Genomic DNA, 16623 nt, shown 5'->3' on the forward strand with positions numbered 1-16623 from the left:
ACATTTTTTAAAAAATGTTGTCCGAAACAAGGGATGTATTTTGGTAAAATCATAGAAAGATAGCAAATAATTGTTCTTTTTTGCGTACATAATAAAACTTGCATTTTTTCTGTCTTACATTTAAAATAAAATCAGATTTTTTTGAAAAGAGGTTGCATATGAATTCAATTAATGACTGTTATACGTTAAACAACGGTACATCACTCCCCTGCTTCGGCTTCGGAACTTACAATGAGAAAGACGGAGACAATCTGGAAATCATCCGCACTGCCATCCGAACCGGATACCGTTTCTTTGACACGGCCTCCATCTATGAGACAGAAAGAGTGCTCGGTCAGGCTATCAAAGAAAGTGGTATTCCACGTGAAGAATTTTTTATTGAAAGCAAATTATGGATCGATGAAATGGGCTATGAAAATGCCAAAAGGGCATTTGAAGCAACGCTGGATCGTCTTCAGATGGATTATCTGGATCTTTACCTGATCCATTGGCCACGCCAGACCGGCGACGAAAATGAAAACTGGAAAGAATTGGACCTGGAAACCTGGCGGGCGCTGGAAGATCTGCATGCAGAGGGTAAAATCAGGAGTCTTGGGTGCAGCAATTTCCTTCCGCATCACCTGGACAATCTACTTTCCGGATGCAAAATAAAACCGGTGGTCGACCAGTTGGAACTTCATCCCGGGTATTCTCAGGAAGCAGCCGTCAGCTACTTACTCGCCCACGATATCCGTCCGATGGCTTGGAGCCCGCTCGGACGAGGCCGCGAAAATGCTTTAGCCGGGAATGCACTTCTTGCGAAGCTCGCTAAAAAATATCAAAAAAGTATTCCTCAGATCAACCTCCGTTTTCTTCTTCAAAAAGGCATCATTCCGATTCCAAAAGCTTCTACCGAAGCACATATGAAGAGTAATATGGATATCTTTGATTTTTCTATTTCCGAAGAAGATATGTGGATCATGACCTGTATGCCTCAGACCACATGGCTGGGTGAACATCCTGATTTCTACATTCCGACTCGCAAAAGTAATCCTGAGCAGTAAGGATAAGATTTTTCAACACATTAAAACAGTCGGGGAACAGACAAGTTCTTATCTGTTTCCCGACTGTTATTTTACGATGCAAAACCTTTCTTCTTATACATCCCATTCCAGTCTGTGAAGATGTCCCTCTGTATTCATCCCCGCAAATCCGTTCTGTCTCAACGCCTCATACAATACAATCGCGACAGAATTTCCCAGATTCAATGAACGAATGTCTCCTACCATCGGGATCCGTATCGAATCCTCTTTATGATGAATCAGAATCTCCTCAGGAATTCCGGCGCTTTCTTTTCCGAACATAATGTAGCAGTCAGGCTCATAATGCACGTCCGTATATAAATTCGGAGATTTCGTGGTCGCCATGTAAATCTTCACTCCCGGATTCCTCTCCATAAAATCCTGGTAATCGATATATGTGGTAACATCCAGATCCTTCCAGTAATCCATTCCCGCACGCTTCAGGCTTTTCTCATCCAGCCTAAAACCAAGTGGTTCTATCAGATGCAGCCTGGTGTTCGTCGCAACACAGGTGCGGCCAATATTGCCTGTATTCGCAGGTATCTCCGGTTCAAACAATACAATATTCAGCATCCCAGTTCTCCTCTGTCATAAAAGTTAGACTTCTTTTATTTTCTGTGTACGCAGCCTTGTAATAAACCGTTCCAGACGTCCAAGCGCTTCTTTCAGATCTTCCAGAGAATATGCATAAGAAATTCTCACGAATCCTTCTCCGCTGGCTCCGAAAGCGGTGCCCGGAACGACCGCCACCTTCTCCTCTTCAAGGAATCTTGTGGCGAATTCTTCCGAAGTCATTCCAAATTCCTTGATACTTGGGAAAATATAAAAAGCACCGTATGGTTCAAAACATTCCAATCCCATTCTTCTCAATTCATGAACCAGAAAACGTCTTCTCTGATTATAAGCTTCGCGCATCTTAGCCACTTCTCCGCGGCAGTTTCTGAGCGCTTCCACTGCTGCATACTGACTGTTTGTCGGTGCGCACATAATTGCATACTGATGAATCTTTGTCATTTGTGCAATGATTTCTGCCGGTCCGCAGGCATACCCCAATCTCCATCCGGTCATGGCAAACCCCTTTGAAAAGCCGTTAACCAGAATCGTTCTTTCTTTCATTCCCGGAAAACTTGCAATGGAAACATGATCTCCCATATAACTTAATTCAGAGTAGATTTCATCCGAGAGCACAAACAGATCATGCTTGATCACCACATCCATAATCGGCTTCAGATCCTCGGAAGTCATAATTGCTCCCGTGGGATTATTCGGGAACGGCATGACCAAAATCTTGCTCTTCGGTGTAATCGCCGCTTCCAGTTCTTCTGCCGTCAGTTTAAACTGATTCTCGTTCTTCAGGGGAATTACAACCGGCACTCCGTCTGCCATAAATGCACACGGAAGATAGGACACATAACTCGGCTGCGGTATCAACACTTCATCTCCCGGATCCAGCATAGCACGAAACATCATATCAATCGCTTCACTGCCTCCTACAGTCACGAGGACTTCGTGATAAGGATCATATTCTACATTTACCCTGTCTTTCAGATAATTTGCAATCTCGATCTTCAGTTCCTTAAGCCCTGCATTCGATGTATAAAATGTACGTCCTCTTTCCAACGAATAGATTCCTTCTTCACGGATTCTCCATGGCGTATCAAAATCCGGTTCTCCAACGCCCAGTGAAATCGCATCCTTCATTTCATTTACAATATCAAAAAACTTACGAATCCCTGATGGTTCTAATTGTACTACTTTCTGTGATAATGGATTTCTCATTACGGTGTCACCAACATCCTTTCTTCCTTCTTCTGCGGTACCATGATGGTTCCATGGTCTTTATATTTCTTCAAGATAAAATATGTAGATGTTCCAATAATTGATTCGATCGGCGCCAGTTTCTCAGACACAAACTGAGATACCCCTTTCAATGTCCATCCTTCCAGAATGACCATCAAATCATAACCGCCTGAAATCAGGTACACAGCAGTCACTTCCGGAAAATTGTAAATTCTCTCAGCAATTTTATCAAAGCCCTGATCTCTCTGCGGGGTCACTCTTACTTCGATCAATGCCGTAATCATATCTGAACCTGCTTTATCCCAGTCAATAATCGTATGATATCCACAAATGATCTTTTCCTTCTCCATAGCGGCAATCTCATTTGCTACCGTTACTTCATCCGTTCCCAGCATAATAGCAAGTTCGCCAAGGTTCGCTTTGCTATTACGCTCAATATAATTCAGAATTGCTCTTCTTGTTTCTTTATTTTCCATGATTCTATCCTCCAGAATATCCGATAACGGGTCATGTCGATCCCGTCTAAATTAAAATCTTCGTCAATTCATCCGGTGCAGGGCGATCAATATACCGTATTTCTCCCTGGTTCAGGATGATTCTTTCACGGCCCGCCGTCGTATGTCCGATCACGGCTGCCGCCATTCCTTCCCTTGTAAGCGTATCTGCCAACTCTTCCCCTTTCGGCGTAATTACCAGGATACTTCCCGTACTGGTAAGCTGATAAGGATTGAGATGAAAATATTCACACACTTCGATTGTTTCCTGTTTTACGGGAATCCTCCTCATGTCTACAGAAAGACCGATATCCGCTCCTTCTGCCAGTTCCCAGAGTGCCGCAAGGATTCCACCGTCTCCAATCTGATGCATGGCAGATACGCCTATGGCATCAGCAGCTTTCATTTCTTTGAGCGAAATGAGCTCTTTTTCATAAGACGCAGTCTGTTTCAAAAACGCAGATGGAAAATGCTTAGCAAGACTTTCCTGTCTGGCCTTTAATATTCTTAACGTTCCCTCCAGACCGATCCACTTGATCTGCACAATATCCTGCCCTGCAGGCGCCTTGCAGCTCTGCAGTATTCTCTTTGTCGTTCCCACTGCCGTCACGTTCACGATCGTCGTCTGTATTCCAGGAACATTCTGTACGTCTGCCGCAAGAATCTCTATGCCATATTCTTTTGCAGCTTCCGAAGATGTCTGCATCATCGCTTTCAATCTGGATTCATACGCAAATTCAGGCAACATGATCTGAATGCTGACTCCTTTCGGTGATGCTCCTCTTGTCGCAAGCGCATTACATACCTGTGCTATGGCAAACACACACAAATCTTTTTCATTGCCATAGAGAGAAACGCCAGATGAAAGAATCATCTCACCCGGATCAGCCTTAATCCCATAACAGCACTCCTCCTTAGCCGGCGGAAAAAATGCCGCATGTACGTCTGTATTCAATTGTTTCAAGACGGACCGTCTGTATACGGTCTGCGATATCTTTCCCGGTTTCATCCGCTATTCTCCTTCCCCGGAACCACTCTGAAGTGTTCTTGCCTCACTTACAGCTTCCCGGATCTTATCTTCATTCTGACTCTGAATTGCAGTTCTTATCAGCTTGGATGCTTCTGCACTTCCCGAAGCCGTTCCGACTTTCACTGTTACTTCCGAAGCTTTATATGTACTGTTATTAATAACGTCGCGACTGACCTCCTGTCCATTCTCATAAACAACTTTCCAAAGCCTTGCCGTACGTCCATTGATTGCTGTTCCCTCTTCTTCCATCGAACCGATCGCACTATCCGGATCTTCTACATATTTCTTCGAATATTCTGTGCGCTCGAGTGTTTCACTTTCAAATTCTACTGAATGGCCTTCGGCCCTGGTATCTTTTCCGTAAATATAGAACCAGACCTTATTATTACTGTCAACGTATCCCTCAATCAGGATCGGGGTATCATAATTATTTTTAAATTTAAAATCTTTCACACCTTCTGCAATTGCCGCATCCCTCGATGGCTCCACATAATTGACGATCATAGAATGTGCACATCGCTCAGTAACTTCCAGTTCCGAATAAAGAACCGCGTTATACAGCGTCGTAGATACCTGACAGAGACCTCCTCCGATATTTTGAACGACCTGCCCGTTCTCATAAGCGCTGCCGGCCACATATCCATTCTCTTCTGTATACGGTGCCAAGGTCTGTTCTACCGAGAGTTCTTCGCCCGGCATCAAAAGTGTTCCATTGAGAAGCTCTGCTGCTCTTCGGATATTTTTCACCCGGTCACCGTATCCGGCTTGTGTGGAATAAGACCCCAGTTCATCCCGGATTGATTCCAGATCTGCTCTTGTCACCGAGGGTGCTTCCGATTCCTGAACCAGTTCCAGCGTAATTTCTTTATATTTCCATTTTTCATTTAAATATTTTTCAAGATTCGCCAGAGATTCTTCGATTTTAATCTTATTTCCCGCCGCCTCATCCGTAATCTCAAATCCGGAACCTTTATGAGTAATCGTAGCATCCACAGCACGCGTCTCCATAGGAAGCGCCTTTTCAGTTAAAACTGATTTTGCACTCTCTCCATCCAGCTGATACGTGTCGTCAAGCACCAGTTCATTTTTTCCCAGCTTCCGGATCTGCCGGAAACGCTTCCAGACTGATCCCTCTTTCCCATAAGAGACTGCCTCTTCTATCAGCTTATCCACATCTTTCATTTCAATTCCCAGATCACCAAGTGTTGTCTTAGCGGTCTGTTCTCCAACTTTGAGAGTTACTTTGAGCTGTCTGTATTCCGCCATCTTTTTCTCTACAGCATCTTTTGCCTGCTCTTTTGTCATACCAGACAGTTCTACTTTCCCTATGTAGATATGATTACTGATTTTATCTTCCTCTGTTTTATTCACATAACGATAAAGCAAACCATAAGAGATACCGCAAACCAGCAAAATACACAGCAAAAACAAACCGCTTAGATAGGCGATTCTCTGTCTTTTCCTTCTTCTCGCTTTTTTGCTCAAATGCGGTTTTCTTTTACGCTTCGGCATTGCCAGTTTCCCCTCTTTGCTGCACTTCTTGTTTTACCGCTCCTAAATCAAATACGGCAGTACCATCGTAACCACCATCGCCGCAATGACTACGAGGATGATCACTGCTGCTGCTCTCTGTGTCTTTTTACGATTGAACATTGTTTTCACCTCTACATGCATATTTCTTTACATTCTATACTCTTTGCCTCATTTTTGCAATACACAAGCCTCGCTTTTTTCATAGACCTCTTCACAGATCGTATAAATCGCTGCCTCATGATTCAGCGGACTCCTGTTCTGATAGTCAAACAACAGAATCACCCGTCTGGAACTCATATTTCCAAGTACATCAAAGGAAAACGCTTCGAGATGTGTCATTTTTCGCAGTTGCCTTCTGTCGTAGTCCTCATATCCAGCCAGATACCGGTGTTTCTTTGCTTCCTGATCATAGAATTCCTTTTCCTCTTCTTTTGAAATTCGTTCTTCTCCTGCAAATTCCGGCCGGTTTTTCGCGTTTTCCCGAAGGAAGTAATCCAACGTCATCAACTGTCGATATTCCTCCGTATGTTCGGGATCCCGTTCTTCTGTAAAATCCAGAAGTATCTCATAACGAGTTACTCTGGAATGGCTCACAAGATTCATTCCTCTTTCTTCATAAAAGCGGCTCAGATCCTCAAAAAAAGCAAATGGGCTTTCATATAAACGGATGATATACGGTAAACTATGGCAAAACTGTCTGCTGTTATAATACATTTCAACCATCTCTTCAATTCCTTTAAGTCGTAGTATATCATCATAGGGCAGCCACTTTGTGTGCAGCACTTCATAAGGCGGAAGACTTTTCGCAGCCAGTTCATATTCTTCTTTATGTTCTTCCATATAGGATCCTTTCAGCACTTTTAAAAATCCCAGCTGAAGCTGCTCCGGCTGCAGAGCATAAACATCATTAAACGATCTTTCAAAACTTTCATAGTCTTCAAACGGAAGCCCGGCAATCAGATCCAGGTGCTGGTGAATATTTCCAAATGAATGAATTCTCTTCACGATCCGCGCCACTTCTCCAAAACGCATTGTACGGTGTATTTCACGGATCGTCTCAAGATTTGTAGACTGTACCCCAATTTCCAGCTGAATCAGTCCCGGGCGCATCCGGCTCATCAGTTCCAGTTCCTCTTCATTCAGAAGATCCGCAGAAACTTCAAAATGAAAATTCGTAATGCCATTATCATGATCCATGATATAGCTCCAGATCGTCATCGCATGGTTATGACTACAATTGAATGTCCTGTCAACAAATTTCACTTGCGGTACTTTATGATCAATCAAAAATTGCAGCTCCTTTTTTACCAGTTCTAAATTGCGAAATCTCAGGCACTTATCCACCGATGACAGACAGTAACTGCATGAAAACGGACATCCCCTGCTGGATTCGTAGTATATGATCTTGTTTTCAAAATCTTTCATATTATGATATACAAACGGAACATCACTCAGATTCATTACCGGCCGCCATTCATTTTCGCCTATCTCTTCCGTCTGAATTACATCTGAGAACCGCCGATAAGTGATTCCCGGAATCTCGGCCAGTTCTTTTGTCTGATTCCGACTGCTTTTATTATAATGCATCAGAAGCTCTGCAAAAGTCTTCTCGCCTTCCCCCATCATCACACCATCCACTTCCGGGAGCCGTCTCAACACATCTGCCGCATCATAAGATACCTCCGGGCCCCCCAGCCACAGGATCACATCCGGCAAAATTTTGCGTATTTCGCGCACAATCTCTTCAACATAGATCAAATTCCAAATATAACATGACAAGCATAGCATATCCGGCTTTCTTTTATAAATATCCATTAATATCTCATCCGTCTGCTGATTGATCGTATATTCCGCAATTTCTATCCTGACATCATTCTCTTTCTCCGTACCTTGCATCTTCTCCTCGGCATACGCTTTCAGACTATAAACAGCAAGATTAGAATGTATATATTTTGCATTTATAGCAGTTAACAAAACTTTCATACTCTGCCTCCTCGCTTACCACTAGCTGTTACTCATCACTATATAGCAAATCGAGTCATTTGTAAAATATTGAAAGTAAATTGATTTTTTTATATAAACTGGCTATTATATAGATATCTTAAATTCTTTATCAAAGGAGTATAACTATGCAGACAACCAAATGGCAAAAAGATTATGAAGAATTTGAAGCAGTCACAAGGAAATTTTATGCAGGCGAAGTAACAGTTCCTGAATATAAGGGGTTTTCCGGAGGATTCGGCAGCTATGCACAGCGCGGCGGGAAATCCAGCATGCTTCGTCTGCGTCTATCTGGAGGACGTGTCACAAAAGAAAAGCTCGGATTTATTGCAGATGCAATCCGAAAATATCATATAGACAAAGTACATTTTACCACCTGTCAGACCATCCAGTTTCACAATCTGAACGCGGATACAGTCTGTGAGCTGTCCGTTTCAGCGCTTGACGCCGGCATCGTGACCCGTGGAGGCGGCGGTGATTTTCCAAGAAATGTTATGGTCTCTCCGCTGAGTGGCGTGGAAAAGGGCGAATATTTTGATGTGATGCCATATGCCAATGCAGCTGCCGATTACTTGATGGGGCTGATCAAAACAGTCAAACTCCCCCGCAAATTAAAAGTATGTTTCTCAAATTCTCCTGCCAATCAGACGCACGCAACATTCCGCGATCTTGGTTTCTGCGCAAGAGAAGACGGCACCTTTGACGTGTACTGCGCAGGTGGACTGGGCAACAACCCTAAAATGGGGGTTCCAGTAGCTGAAAAAATCCGTCCCGACCAGATTCTCTATTATATTGAAGCAATGGTTCGTTTATTCACCACATATGGAAATTATGAGAATCGTGCCAAAGCAAGAACCCGTTATATGCAGGATGTGCTTGGTGACAAACTGCCGGAAGAATATTTGAAGAAACTAGAAGATGCAAAAGCAGAGTGTCCGGATCTGACTCTTCATATCTCCGATAGCGTTTCTCCAAAATTCAGCGATGGTTCTGAAGTGGTTTCTCCCCGAATTATTGCTCAAAAGCAAAATGGTTTATACGCTGTCAAGTATCATCCAATCGGCGGATGCCCTTCTCCAGAAAAACTGGTTGACCTTTATGAAGCAATCTGTGACATGGATGGTGTTGAGCTTCGCCTCACTCCGGACGAAGGCGCATATATCATAAACTGTACCGGAAAGGAAGCTGAGAGAATTCTGGAGATCACATCCGACAGTGCCGGAACCGTATTCGAGTCTTCCGTTGCATGTATCGGCGCTTCTATTTGCCAGGTAGGTGTCCGTGACTCTCAGGCTCTCCTTGCCACTCTGGTAAACGAATCCAGAAAATGGGATTTTGCTGACGGTGTTCTTCCTCAGATTCACATTTCCGGCTGTCCATCTTCCTGCGGAACTCACCAAATCGGCAAAATCGGCTTCCGCGGCGGTATGAAGAAAGTAGACGGGAAACCGGTCTCTGCATTTGTGATGACGGTCAACGGAGAAGATGAAGAGAATCATGAACGTTTTGGCGAACAGCTCGGAACGATACTGGAAACCGATATCCCTGCATTTTTCAAAGACCTTGGAGAAGAGATCTCCGCTTCCGGTATGCTGTATGATGACTGGTATGCAAAGAATCCGGAACGCTTCAAAGAAATTGCAGGCAAATATTTATAAAATGAAAGCATAGCCGTTGACATTTTGGCGAAAACAAGTTACAATTATATTCCGTGCAGCCGGGGTGTTAGCGGTACCCTGTACCTACAATCCGCTATAGTAGGGGTGATGCTGTGCCGAGGGCTTTTCTTGTCAAAGCTGCCTCCGGTTCGTGGCGTTGATATCTGGGTCTTACGCGGCGGATCTCTGTGAACCGTGTCAGGTCGGGAACGAAGCAGCACTAAGCAGATGCTTCTGGGTGCCGTAAGGTAGCCTGGGTTGAGTTTACAGCCGGAGTACCGTTTGGGGGGAAATTGTTCGACGCACAGCGCACGAAAAATAATCTCGTTTTCTTATTAGTATCACTTGACTTTCCCCCGATAATCAACTACGCTTATTCTATATAATATGAACCGACTTCAGATATTATTTTTCTGAAATGCCGATGTAAATCAAGGAGGAGATTGCGATGTACGCAGAATTTGACGAAACTTTAGTAACTGGTAATGAGATGATCGACTCTCAGCATAAAGAGCTGATTGACAAAATTAATGACTTATTGAAGAGCTGTGAGCAGAGCTCCGGTAAAGTAACTGCAATCCAGACACTGGGTTACCTTGCAGACTACACTGATTTCCATTTTTCAGCTGAAGAAAAACTTCAGGAAGAGATCGGATACCCGGGAATTGCTGAACATAAGCAGAAACATGAAGAACTCCGTCAGGTCGTTTCCGAACTTCACGCTATGCTCGAGGAAGAGGAAGGTCCGTCCGAGGCTTTCGTTGCGCAGGTTCAGAAGAATGTCGTTGACTGGCTTTATAACCATATCAAAGGATTTGACCGTTCTGTTGCAGAGTACAAGAATATGACTCTCAACGATGAAAAACTGTAAAAAATAAAGACATTAAAATCTCTGATTGGAGTCCTCAATTTCCAATCAGAGATTTTCTTTTTCCAGTTCCTTTTTTCGTTTTTGCTTTTCGCGGAGCTCTTTAAAAAATCCTTTCATCATCAGAGAACATTCCTCCTCCAGTACGCCGGTTTCCAGCTCCACCTGATGATTGAACTTTGCAACCTGAAGAAGATTCAGTATCGACCCGGCGCATCCTGCTTTCGGATTCATGCATCCAACCACGACTCGTTTCATACGTGCCTGTACGATTGCTCCTGCACACATCTGACATGGTTCCAACGTCACATATAAGGTGCAGTCTTCCAATCTCCAGTCCCCCATTTTCCTACTAGCTTTTTTGATGGCAAGAATTTCTGCATGTGCAAGCGGATTTTTATCTGTGGTACGCCTGTTATATCCACGTCCAATAATCTTTCCTTCATAAACAATCACACAGCCAATTGGTACTTCCTCAATTTTCCATGCCTTTTTTGCCTGCCTGATTGCTTCCCTCATATACTTTTCATCCTCAGTGAGCTGTCTCTTCATCCTCTTCTCTCCTCGTTTTTTTTATCACATTACTGATTTCACGACACCAATACCCAAAATCTTCCGACTGACTGCGTTCTCCTTCTGTCCATTCCATTTCTCCTTTTTCCGGCTTCATAAACTGCCGAAATCCAAATGCACCGGCTGCGCATTCCTCTCTGGGATGATAAATCCCCGGAACTCCGAGCCAGCATCTCCCATCTTTCCGAAATGAAACCAGATGATGATAGTTGTGATATCCGTGAAGCAGGAAATGATTGTTTGCCAGACGCCACTCCCTGCGTGGAAGCTGGGCGAGGTCCTGTCTGCTGATTTTGAAAATCTGTTCCCTGTATCCTTCTTCCTTTTCTGTTACTTCTTCCGTCAAGGACTCCCTATCATCTTCCAGCTTCTCGACAGGCTCTGATTGTTCCACATTTTCCGTCAGTTCTTCTTCCTCCGGAGCCTCCGTATCCGCTGGCACTTTCTCCCCGGAGCTTTCCGGATTCTCCGGAATGTCCTCTTTCTTTGAAAGCTCCACATCTTCCGGCAATTCTTCTTTCTCCGACTGCTTCGTTTCCTCTTTCGTCTCCCGCCGCAATATTTCCTCCCGTCTTATCATATTTTCAACATCAACCCGTCGTTCATTCCAAACAGCCGCATACCATTCTTCTTCCTCGTTTCTTTTCTTCCGGAGAATCATTCCTTCAATCTTGTTGAAAAAATCAATACCACCTGCGTCTTCCGCAGAATACGCAAGTCGATACCCAAAAGCAGATCTTGTTCCCGGGATTTCGCCCATATAAATTCCCACTGTCTGATTTCCCATCAGATAAAAAAGGAAGATTTCCAGTGTCTGTCCGTCCGACACCGGAAATCCCTGTCCGTAAATCTGGATCACTGCCGAATCATCAGATTCTTCTGTCCGCACAAATCCTACATTTCTGATTCGTTTCCCATTTTGATATTCATACAGATACCGGATAAATTTCTTCATAGCAAGAGTGCACTCCTTCAAAAAACATACCTACTCTAACTTATTCAGAATAATCCGAAATCATGACTAAAAAATCGCTGTGAGTTCTTGATACAGACGTTTTGCATAACTGTCCGTCATTCCACAAATATAATCCGTCACAAGCAGGAGACGGAGATACAGCTTTTCCGATTCACTTTTTCCTTTACTGTGAAAATAATATGCACTTTTATAATTATCTGATATAAAAGAAATAATCCTTTTATCGATTGTTCCCGGTTTCTCATAAGGGTTATCAAATTTCATGACAGCTGCCGAAAACTTATCCATCAAAAAATTCAGCATAACCGACTCTTTCATTTCCATTTTATAAATCTGCGCCGAAGTAAACACCTCGCGAAATGCCAGACTTCCAAGCAGATCCATCAGTTTTTCTCCATACGTCCCATAAAAAAGATCATGTTCATATCTTCCATCCATGATCGCTTCATAATTCGATGTAAACCCATCGGTTGCACAAGTAATCATGAAACCTTGTACACGAACAATCCAGTTCTTGACCGCATACTCCTCTGGTTTCCGTTCTCCGCGCTCTTTTCCCCTCATATAGAATTTGTCAAGTTCATACAACGCATCAAACGGACCTCCAGTTTCTCCTGTCTCCGTATTAAGATTTTCCAGTTCTTCTCTCAGCTTATGGAACGAAATAAATCCTTTAATAAATGAATCTTCGATATCGGCCGTTTTGTATGCAATATCATCAGCAGCCTCAAGAATAAACGTCAGCGGATGCCGACATCCATTGGTCCCGGTCGTTTCCTGTACATCATAGAAAATATCTCGGTCTGCATAATAATATCCTAACTTTTTATCCTTAATATTCCCGCTCTCCGGCCTGATTTCCAGCGAAGAAACCGGATATTTGATTATACTCCCCAAAAGCGCATATGTCAGATTCATTCCCCGTTCATCCACGAGATAATGCAGCTTAGTCACAAGCCTCAGTGCCTGCGCATTTCCTTCAAAATGATATAAATCTTCTCGCATCTGCGGTTCTAACAGTTCTTCTGCCTTTTGCCCGCAAAATTCCAGTTTTCCCAGATTCTCTGCAAACCATTCCCGAATAGCAAGCTCCCCGAAATGCCCGAATGGCGGATTTCCTATATCATGAATCAGGCCTGCACATTGAAGAATACTACAGATATCCTCTTTCATTCTCGGACTAAATCCCGGATCCAGGCCATACGTCAGTATATTTTCACCGATATTCTGTCCCAAAGACTTGGCAAATGATGATACTTCCAGTGAATGAGTCAGACGCGTTCTAATAAAATCACTTTTATCCAAAGGAAATACCTGCGTTTTGTCCTGAAGCCGTCTGAACGACGCACTTCCTATGATTCGATGATAATCCTTCTCAAATTCACTGCGCAAATCTGTAGATTTAACAGAACCGGCACGATGTACACTCTGCCGGTCCCTCTTTGCTGATAAAAGCTTTTCCCACTCCATAACAGCCCTCTGTCATTAATCCAGATAGATTGGCGGTTCATAATCCTTGCCAAGCGTTGCTTTTTTACGCTCTTCAAATCCAAGGAATGCCCATTCCGTCATATCTGTCCATTTATGTTCCTTACGGTCATAAACCTGAACATAACCGATGCGCTTCGGATGCATCCGAACACTGTTCGATTGATATTCATGACCTGTATACGGATTCACATCACCATTTACAAGATCTTCATCTTCATCCACACGTTTCTTGATCGGCTGAAAATCTTTTGCTTTTTCGTGACGCTTTTCTTCTCTCTTTGGCGAAGAAATAATCTTTGTTATTCTGGAGAAACGCGATTCCCTATGCTCAGTCTTCGCTGTTTCCCCTTTCATGGTTTCCTCTGGCTCTGCTTCCGGCTGTACATCCGTAGCTTCTTCCATCACAGATTCCGATATTCTTTCCTCCTCTGTCGGTGCTTCTGCCACTGTCTCCTCCAGCACTTCTTCTCCGATTGCATCTTCTTCCGGCTCGCCATGAACCAGTTCTTCCTTAACTTCAGCTTCCTTAGCTGCTTCCTCCTCGCCTGCCGTCTTTTCCTCAGGTTCAGATATTTCCTCTACTACAGTTTCTGTCTCTGTGTCAACCGTTGTATCAATCATTTGCTCTACCACAGGTTCCGTGGCCGGAGCAGCTTCTTTTTCTCCCTCCTGCTCCTGCGGTTCTTCCATCATATCTACGATCTCGCCCACTGTAATATCTCGTTCCGCTTCCTTCGCTTCAGCACGTGCCGCTTTTCTTTCCTTCTTTGCTGCAAGCTTATCCAGTTCTTTACTTGTCGGTGGAACTTCTTCAATTACAGATGCCCTCTCTGCCGCTTCCTGACTTGCAAGAATACTGAGTTGGAACGAACACCCCAGAATGTCTGCAATCATGCGCATATCCTGCTCTTGAAAATTATCTCTTCCAAGACGCTGTGTCAGATTCTGTCTGGACATCTTTTTCCCAGTTCTTTCCTCAATCTGTTCTGCCAGCTCCTTGATTGTCATACCTTTTCTGCTTAAAACAATTTTTACTTGCTCCCCAAATGTGAGACTTATCATGCCATCTTCTCCTCCTTATTAATTCAGCACCATTTTCCCTATTTTTTATTGTAGCAAATGACAATTTATCCGTCAACAGTCGTCATTTTTTTCTTTATTTTTTGCTCTTTTTCTTCCTCCTGACTCGGATATTCTACACTTGCGATTTTCACAACTTTTTTCTCTCATTTTATTTATTTCTGTTCATGATTTACAAATTATAAAATTTTTATAAAAATACCTTTGATAAATCACTCCCCTTGTGTATAATAGCGGATATCCAAAAACAAGGGCGTTTTCCTAACACGGAAAGCGCCTTTTTGTTTTCCAGAAAAGGAGGGTGTTATTATGAAAAAACTGGAAATCATCATCCAGCCGGAGAAGCTTGAAGACCTGAAAGCAATTCTTGACGCTTCCAACGCAAACGGCGTTATGATCAGCAACATCATGGGATACGGCAATCAAAAAGGGCACAGAAAGATATATCGCGGAGCTGAATACAGCGTGAATCTTCTCCCGAAAGTAAAAGTTGAAACAGTCGTTGACCCTTCTGTTGCAGAACCTTTGATTCAGAAAATCGTTGAGGAAATCCAAACCGGAGCATACGGCGACGGCAAAATCTTTGTGTATGAAGTGGAAGATGCTGTCCGCATTCGTACTGATGAGCGCGGTACCGCAGCTCTTTAATCAAAATGGTACATATAAATAAAAAAATTCATATTTGTTATCAATGAGGATAGCTGTGCATCTGATGCATCAGGTATCCTTTTTTATAACAGAAAGAGGAGGTAGTATTATGGGATTAACAGCATTAATTGAAAGCGGCATGGAAGCCACGGCAGCAACAGAGCTTCTTCTGAATGTAGTATGGACAATTGTAGGTGCAATATTGGTTTATTTCATGCAGGCAGGCTTTGCTATGTGTGAGGCCGGTTTTACAAGAGCCAAAAACACAGGTAACATTTTGATGAAAAATATGATGGACTTTGTCCTGGGAAGTCTTTTCTTCTTTATATTCGGGTTTGCAATCATGCATGGAAGTGACTGGAACGGAATCATCGGTTCAACCGGCTTCTTAGATCCGACCAAACTTGCCGATGCTGACGGATTATTCAACGGTCTTCCAATCGGCGTATTTATCATTTTCCATATTGTATTCTGTGCGACTGCCGCAACCCTCGCAGCACTGATCGTAACATGGATCCGCTACGGCAAACCAGACGTATCCATGACCTTCAACGGCTCCCTCGCAGGATTAGTTGCCATCACAGCCGGATGTGACTGCGTAAGCAACGTCTCCGCAATCCTCCGTATCGTTTTCACATTATGTTCAAACACCCGGTCATCCAATGAGTAATGATTCGTCACATTACTTGCCAGCTCGTTCAGCACTTTATTGGATTTATCCGTCTCATAATTTTCAAAAAATGAACGCTCAATCGAACTGGTCTGAGCTGCCATTTCGATGATCTCTTTATCATAAAACGGAATCCCCAGATCTTTCGACAATTTCATAGCAATATCTCGTCCACCGCTTCCGTATTGCCGACTGATTGTAATAACAAGTGGAGCTGAAGCTTTCTCTTCCAATGCATTGTCCGCACCACTCTGATTCAGTTCCCCAGCCCATTCAAATCCTTTTTTCGCCATGATCACTGCAATGATTTCATTGATCACCGCTGCCGCCGCGATCGTTCCCTGTATGATCTGCGCACATTCCGGCGCGGAACCGCTCAAAACGGAAACCGCAATTCCCGTAAATACAAGAGAAACTCCAGAATGTGGGAGCAGTGTAAAACCAAGATATTTTTTTACTGTCTGCGGAGACTTTGTAACGGCCGCCCCGAAATAAGCGCCAAAATATTTTCCTAATGCACGCGACAGAATATAAACAGCCGTAAACATTCCCGCTCCCAGAATCAGATGATAATCCAACGGTGCACCCAAATTCAATATAACAAGAATCATAGCAATTCCTAACACCGGAGTGACATGCTCCCACTACTTAAGCCCTAAAGCTTTGAAGTAGGGGCTTCTTACTCAATAACCCGATAGGGCTAAGTATCAATAAGCTATCCCCGCGTGCCCCGCGGTTCT

Annotated in this window: 15 protein-coding genes, 1 other RNA gene and 1 pseudogene; 6 read left to right on the top strand and 11 right to left on the bottom strand. The window is 43.5% G+C overall.

Features of this window, described 5'->3' with window-relative positions:
* Positions 1–158: 158 nt before the first annotated feature.
* A complete protein-coding gene (locus ACTNB3_RS12995) occupies positions 159–1043 on the top strand; it encodes an aldo/keto reductase (protein ID WP_427806143.1) in 885 nt (294 codons plus the stop codon).
* A gap of 93 nt (positions 1044–1136) precedes the next feature.
* Here ACTNB3_RS12995 and ACTNB3_RS13000 read toward each other — a convergent pair whose 3' ends face one another.
* The 6 genes from ACTNB3_RS13000 to ACTNB3_RS13025 form a co-directional block, all read right to left on the bottom strand.
* Entirely contained in the window at positions 1137–1634 is a 498-nt protein-coding gene (locus tag ACTNB3_RS13000; RefSeq protein WP_427820456.1) for a tRNA (cytidine(34)-2'-O)-methyltransferase, read from the bottom strand.
* A 24-nt stretch (positions 1635–1658) separates the two neighbouring features.
* On the bottom strand, positions 1659–2840 hold the full coding sequence (locus tag ACTNB3_RS13005) for an aminotransferase class I/II-fold pyridoxal phosphate-dependent enzyme (protein ID WP_427806145.1): 1182 nt from the start codon (positions 2838–2840) through the stop codon (positions 1659–1661).
* Complete coding sequence (locus tag ACTNB3_RS13010; protein WP_427806146.1) at positions 2840–3337, bottom strand: Lrp/AsnC family transcriptional regulator; 498 nt, start codon at positions 3335–3337, stop codon at positions 2840–2842. The genes ACTNB3_RS13005 and ACTNB3_RS13010 overlap by 1 nt, the downstream gene beginning before the upstream one ends.
* A 46-nt stretch (positions 3338–3383) precedes the next feature.
* Positions 3384–4364, bottom strand: coding sequence for an AIR synthase-related protein (locus ACTNB3_RS13015; protein WP_427806147.1), 981 nt, complete (start codon positions 4362–4364; stop codon positions 3384–3386).
* A gap of 3 nt (positions 4365–4367) precedes the next feature.
* Positions 4368–5897 carry a VanW family protein gene (locus tag ACTNB3_RS13020; protein ID WP_427806148.1) on the bottom strand — a complete coding sequence of 510 codons (1530 nt, stop codon included), beginning with the start codon at positions 5895–5897 and terminating at the stop codon, positions 4368–4370.
* Positions 5898–6086: 189 nt separating this feature from the next.
* Positions 6087–7901 (bottom strand): B12-binding domain-containing radical SAM protein, encoded by a 1815-nt coding sequence (locus ACTNB3_RS13025; protein ID WP_441026207.1) that lies wholly within the window; start codon positions 7899–7901, stop codon positions 6087–6089.
* Between the two features lie 146 nt (positions 7902–8047).
* On the opposite strand from ACTNB3_RS13025, the gene ACTNB3_RS13030 reads away from it, so the two are divergent.
* The 3 genes from ACTNB3_RS13030 (at position 8048) to ACTNB3_RS13040 (ending at position 10448) form a co-directional block, all read left to right on the top strand.
* Entirely contained in the window at positions 8048–9577 is a 1530-nt protein-coding gene (locus tag ACTNB3_RS13030) for a nitrite/sulfite reductase (protein ID WP_441026209.1), read from the top strand.
* 51 nt (positions 9578–9628) lie between these two features.
* Positions 9629–9892, top strand: an RNA gene (ffs, locus tag ACTNB3_RS13035) — signal recognition particle sRNA large type.
* Between the two features lie 133 nt (positions 9893–10025).
* Entirely contained in the window at positions 10026–10448 is a 423-nt protein-coding gene (locus tag ACTNB3_RS13040; protein ID WP_441017463.1) for a bacteriohemerythrin, read from the top strand.
* A 45-nt stretch (positions 10449–10493) separates the two neighbouring features.
* Here ACTNB3_RS13040 and tadA read toward each other — a convergent pair whose 3' ends face one another.
* From tadA to ACTNB3_RS13060, 4 genes are all read right to left on the bottom strand, one after another.
* On the bottom strand, positions 10494–10997 hold the full coding sequence (gene tadA, locus ACTNB3_RS13045; RefSeq protein ID WP_427806152.1) for a tRNA adenosine(34) deaminase TadA: 504 nt from the start codon (positions 10995–10997) through the stop codon (positions 10494–10496).
* Entirely contained in the window at positions 10978–11973 is a 996-nt protein-coding gene (locus ACTNB3_RS13050; protein WP_427806153.1) for a hypothetical protein, read from the bottom strand. Before ACTNB3_RS13050 ends, tadA begins: the two co-directional genes overlap by 20 nt.
* 66 nt (positions 11974–12039) lie before the next feature.
* Positions 12040–13464: a deoxyguanosinetriphosphate triphosphohydrolase gene (locus tag ACTNB3_RS13055; protein ID WP_427820461.1), complete on the bottom strand. Its 1425-nt coding sequence runs from the start codon at positions 13462–13464 to the stop codon at positions 12040–12042.
* Positions 13465–13479: 15 nt separating this feature from the next.
* The gene (locus tag ACTNB3_RS13060; RefSeq protein WP_441026212.1) at positions 13480–14547 is read right to left on the bottom strand and encodes a hypothetical protein; all 1068 of its coding nucleotides are present in this window, start codon (positions 14545–14547) and stop codon (positions 13480–13482) included.
* A 327-nt stretch (positions 14548–14874) separates the two neighbouring features.
* Here ACTNB3_RS13060 and ACTNB3_RS13065 point away from each other — a divergent pair, with 327 nt between their 5' ends.
* Positions 14875–15213 (top strand): P-II family nitrogen regulator, encoded by a 339-nt coding sequence (locus ACTNB3_RS13065; RefSeq protein ID WP_441026214.1) that lies wholly within the window; start codon positions 14875–14877, stop codon positions 15211–15213.
* A gap of 109 nt (positions 15214–15322) precedes the next feature.
* Positions 15323–15883: a hypothetical protein gene (locus ACTNB3_RS13070; RefSeq protein WP_441026216.1), complete on the top strand. Its 561-nt coding sequence runs from the start codon at positions 15323–15325 to the stop codon at positions 15881–15883.
* Here the strand turns inward: ACTNB3_RS13070 and ACTNB3_RS13075 are convergent.
* A pseudogene (locus tag ACTNB3_RS13075) lies at positions 15883–16494 on the bottom strand (cytidylate kinase family protein); the annotation flags it as partial. The gene ACTNB3_RS13070 and the pseudogene ACTNB3_RS13075 sit on opposite strands and share 1 nt — an antisense overlap.
* Positions 16495–16623 lie beyond the last annotated feature (129 nt).

The organism is Bariatricus sp. HCP28S3_D3 (genome assembly GCF_052065755.1).
Taxonomy (GTDB): Bacteria; Bacillota; Clostridia; order Lachnospirales; family Lachnospiraceae; genus Allocoprococcus.

What these genes read in the sequence shown, in the direction of transcription:
- ACTNB3_RS13060 (WP_441026212.1), bottom strand. Translation starts at nt 14,547, where the DNA reads ATGATAAGTCTCACATTTGGGGAGCAAGTAAAAATTGTTTTAAGCAGA.
- ACTNB3_RS13050 (WP_427806153.1), bottom strand. Translation starts at nt 11,973, where the DNA reads ATGAAGAAATTTATCCGGTATCTGTATGAATATCAAAATGGGAAACGA.
- ACTNB3_RS13055 (WP_427820461.1), bottom strand. Translation starts at nt 13,464, where the DNA reads ATGGAGTGGGAAAAGCTTTTATCAGCAAAGAGGGACCGGCAGAGTGTA.
- ACTNB3_RS13065 (WP_441026214.1), top strand. Translation starts at nt 14,875, where the DNA reads ATGAAAAAACTGGAAATCATCATCCAGCCGGAGAAGCTTGAAGACCTG.
- ACTNB3_RS13070 (WP_441026216.1), top strand. Translation starts at nt 15,323, where the DNA reads ATGGGATTAACAGCATTAATTGAAAGCGGCATGGAAGCCACGGCAGCA.
- ACTNB3_RS12995 (WP_427806143.1), top strand. Translation starts at nt 159, where the DNA reads ATGAATTCAATTAATGACTGTTATACGTTAAACAACGGTACATCACTC.
- ACTNB3_RS13005 (WP_427806145.1), bottom strand. Translation starts at nt 2,840, where the DNA reads ATGAGAAATCCATTATCACAGAAAGTAGTACAATTAGAACCATCAGGG.
- ACTNB3_RS13010 (WP_427806146.1), bottom strand. Translation starts at nt 3,337, where the DNA reads ATGGAAAATAAAGAAACAAGAAGAGCAATTCTGAATTATATTGAGCGT.
- ACTNB3_RS13015 (WP_427806147.1), bottom strand. Translation starts at nt 4,364, where the DNA reads ATGAAACCGGGAAAGATATCGCAGACCGTATACAGACGGTCCGTCTTG.
- ACTNB3_RS13020 (WP_427806148.1), bottom strand. Translation starts at nt 5,897, where the DNA reads ATGCCGAAGCGTAAAAGAAAACCGCATTTGAGCAAAAAAGCGAGAAGA.
- ACTNB3_RS13000 (WP_427820456.1), bottom strand. Translation starts at nt 1,634, where the DNA reads ATGCTGAATATTGTATTGTTTGAACCGGAGATACCTGCGAATACAGGC.
- ACTNB3_RS13040 (WP_441017463.1), top strand. Translation starts at nt 10,026, where the DNA reads ATGTACGCAGAATTTGACGAAACTTTAGTAACTGGTAATGAGATGATC.
- ACTNB3_RS13025 (WP_441026207.1), bottom strand. Translation starts at nt 7,901, where the DNA reads ATGAAAGTTTTGTTAACTGCTATAAATGCAAAATATATACATTCTAAT.
- ACTNB3_RS13030 (WP_441026209.1), top strand. Translation starts at nt 8,048, where the DNA reads ATGCAGACAACCAAATGGCAAAAAGATTATGAAGAATTTGAAGCAGTC.
- tadA (WP_427806152.1), bottom strand. Translation starts at nt 10,997, where the DNA reads ATGAAGAGACAGCTCACTGAGGATGAAAAGTATATGAGGGAAGCAATC.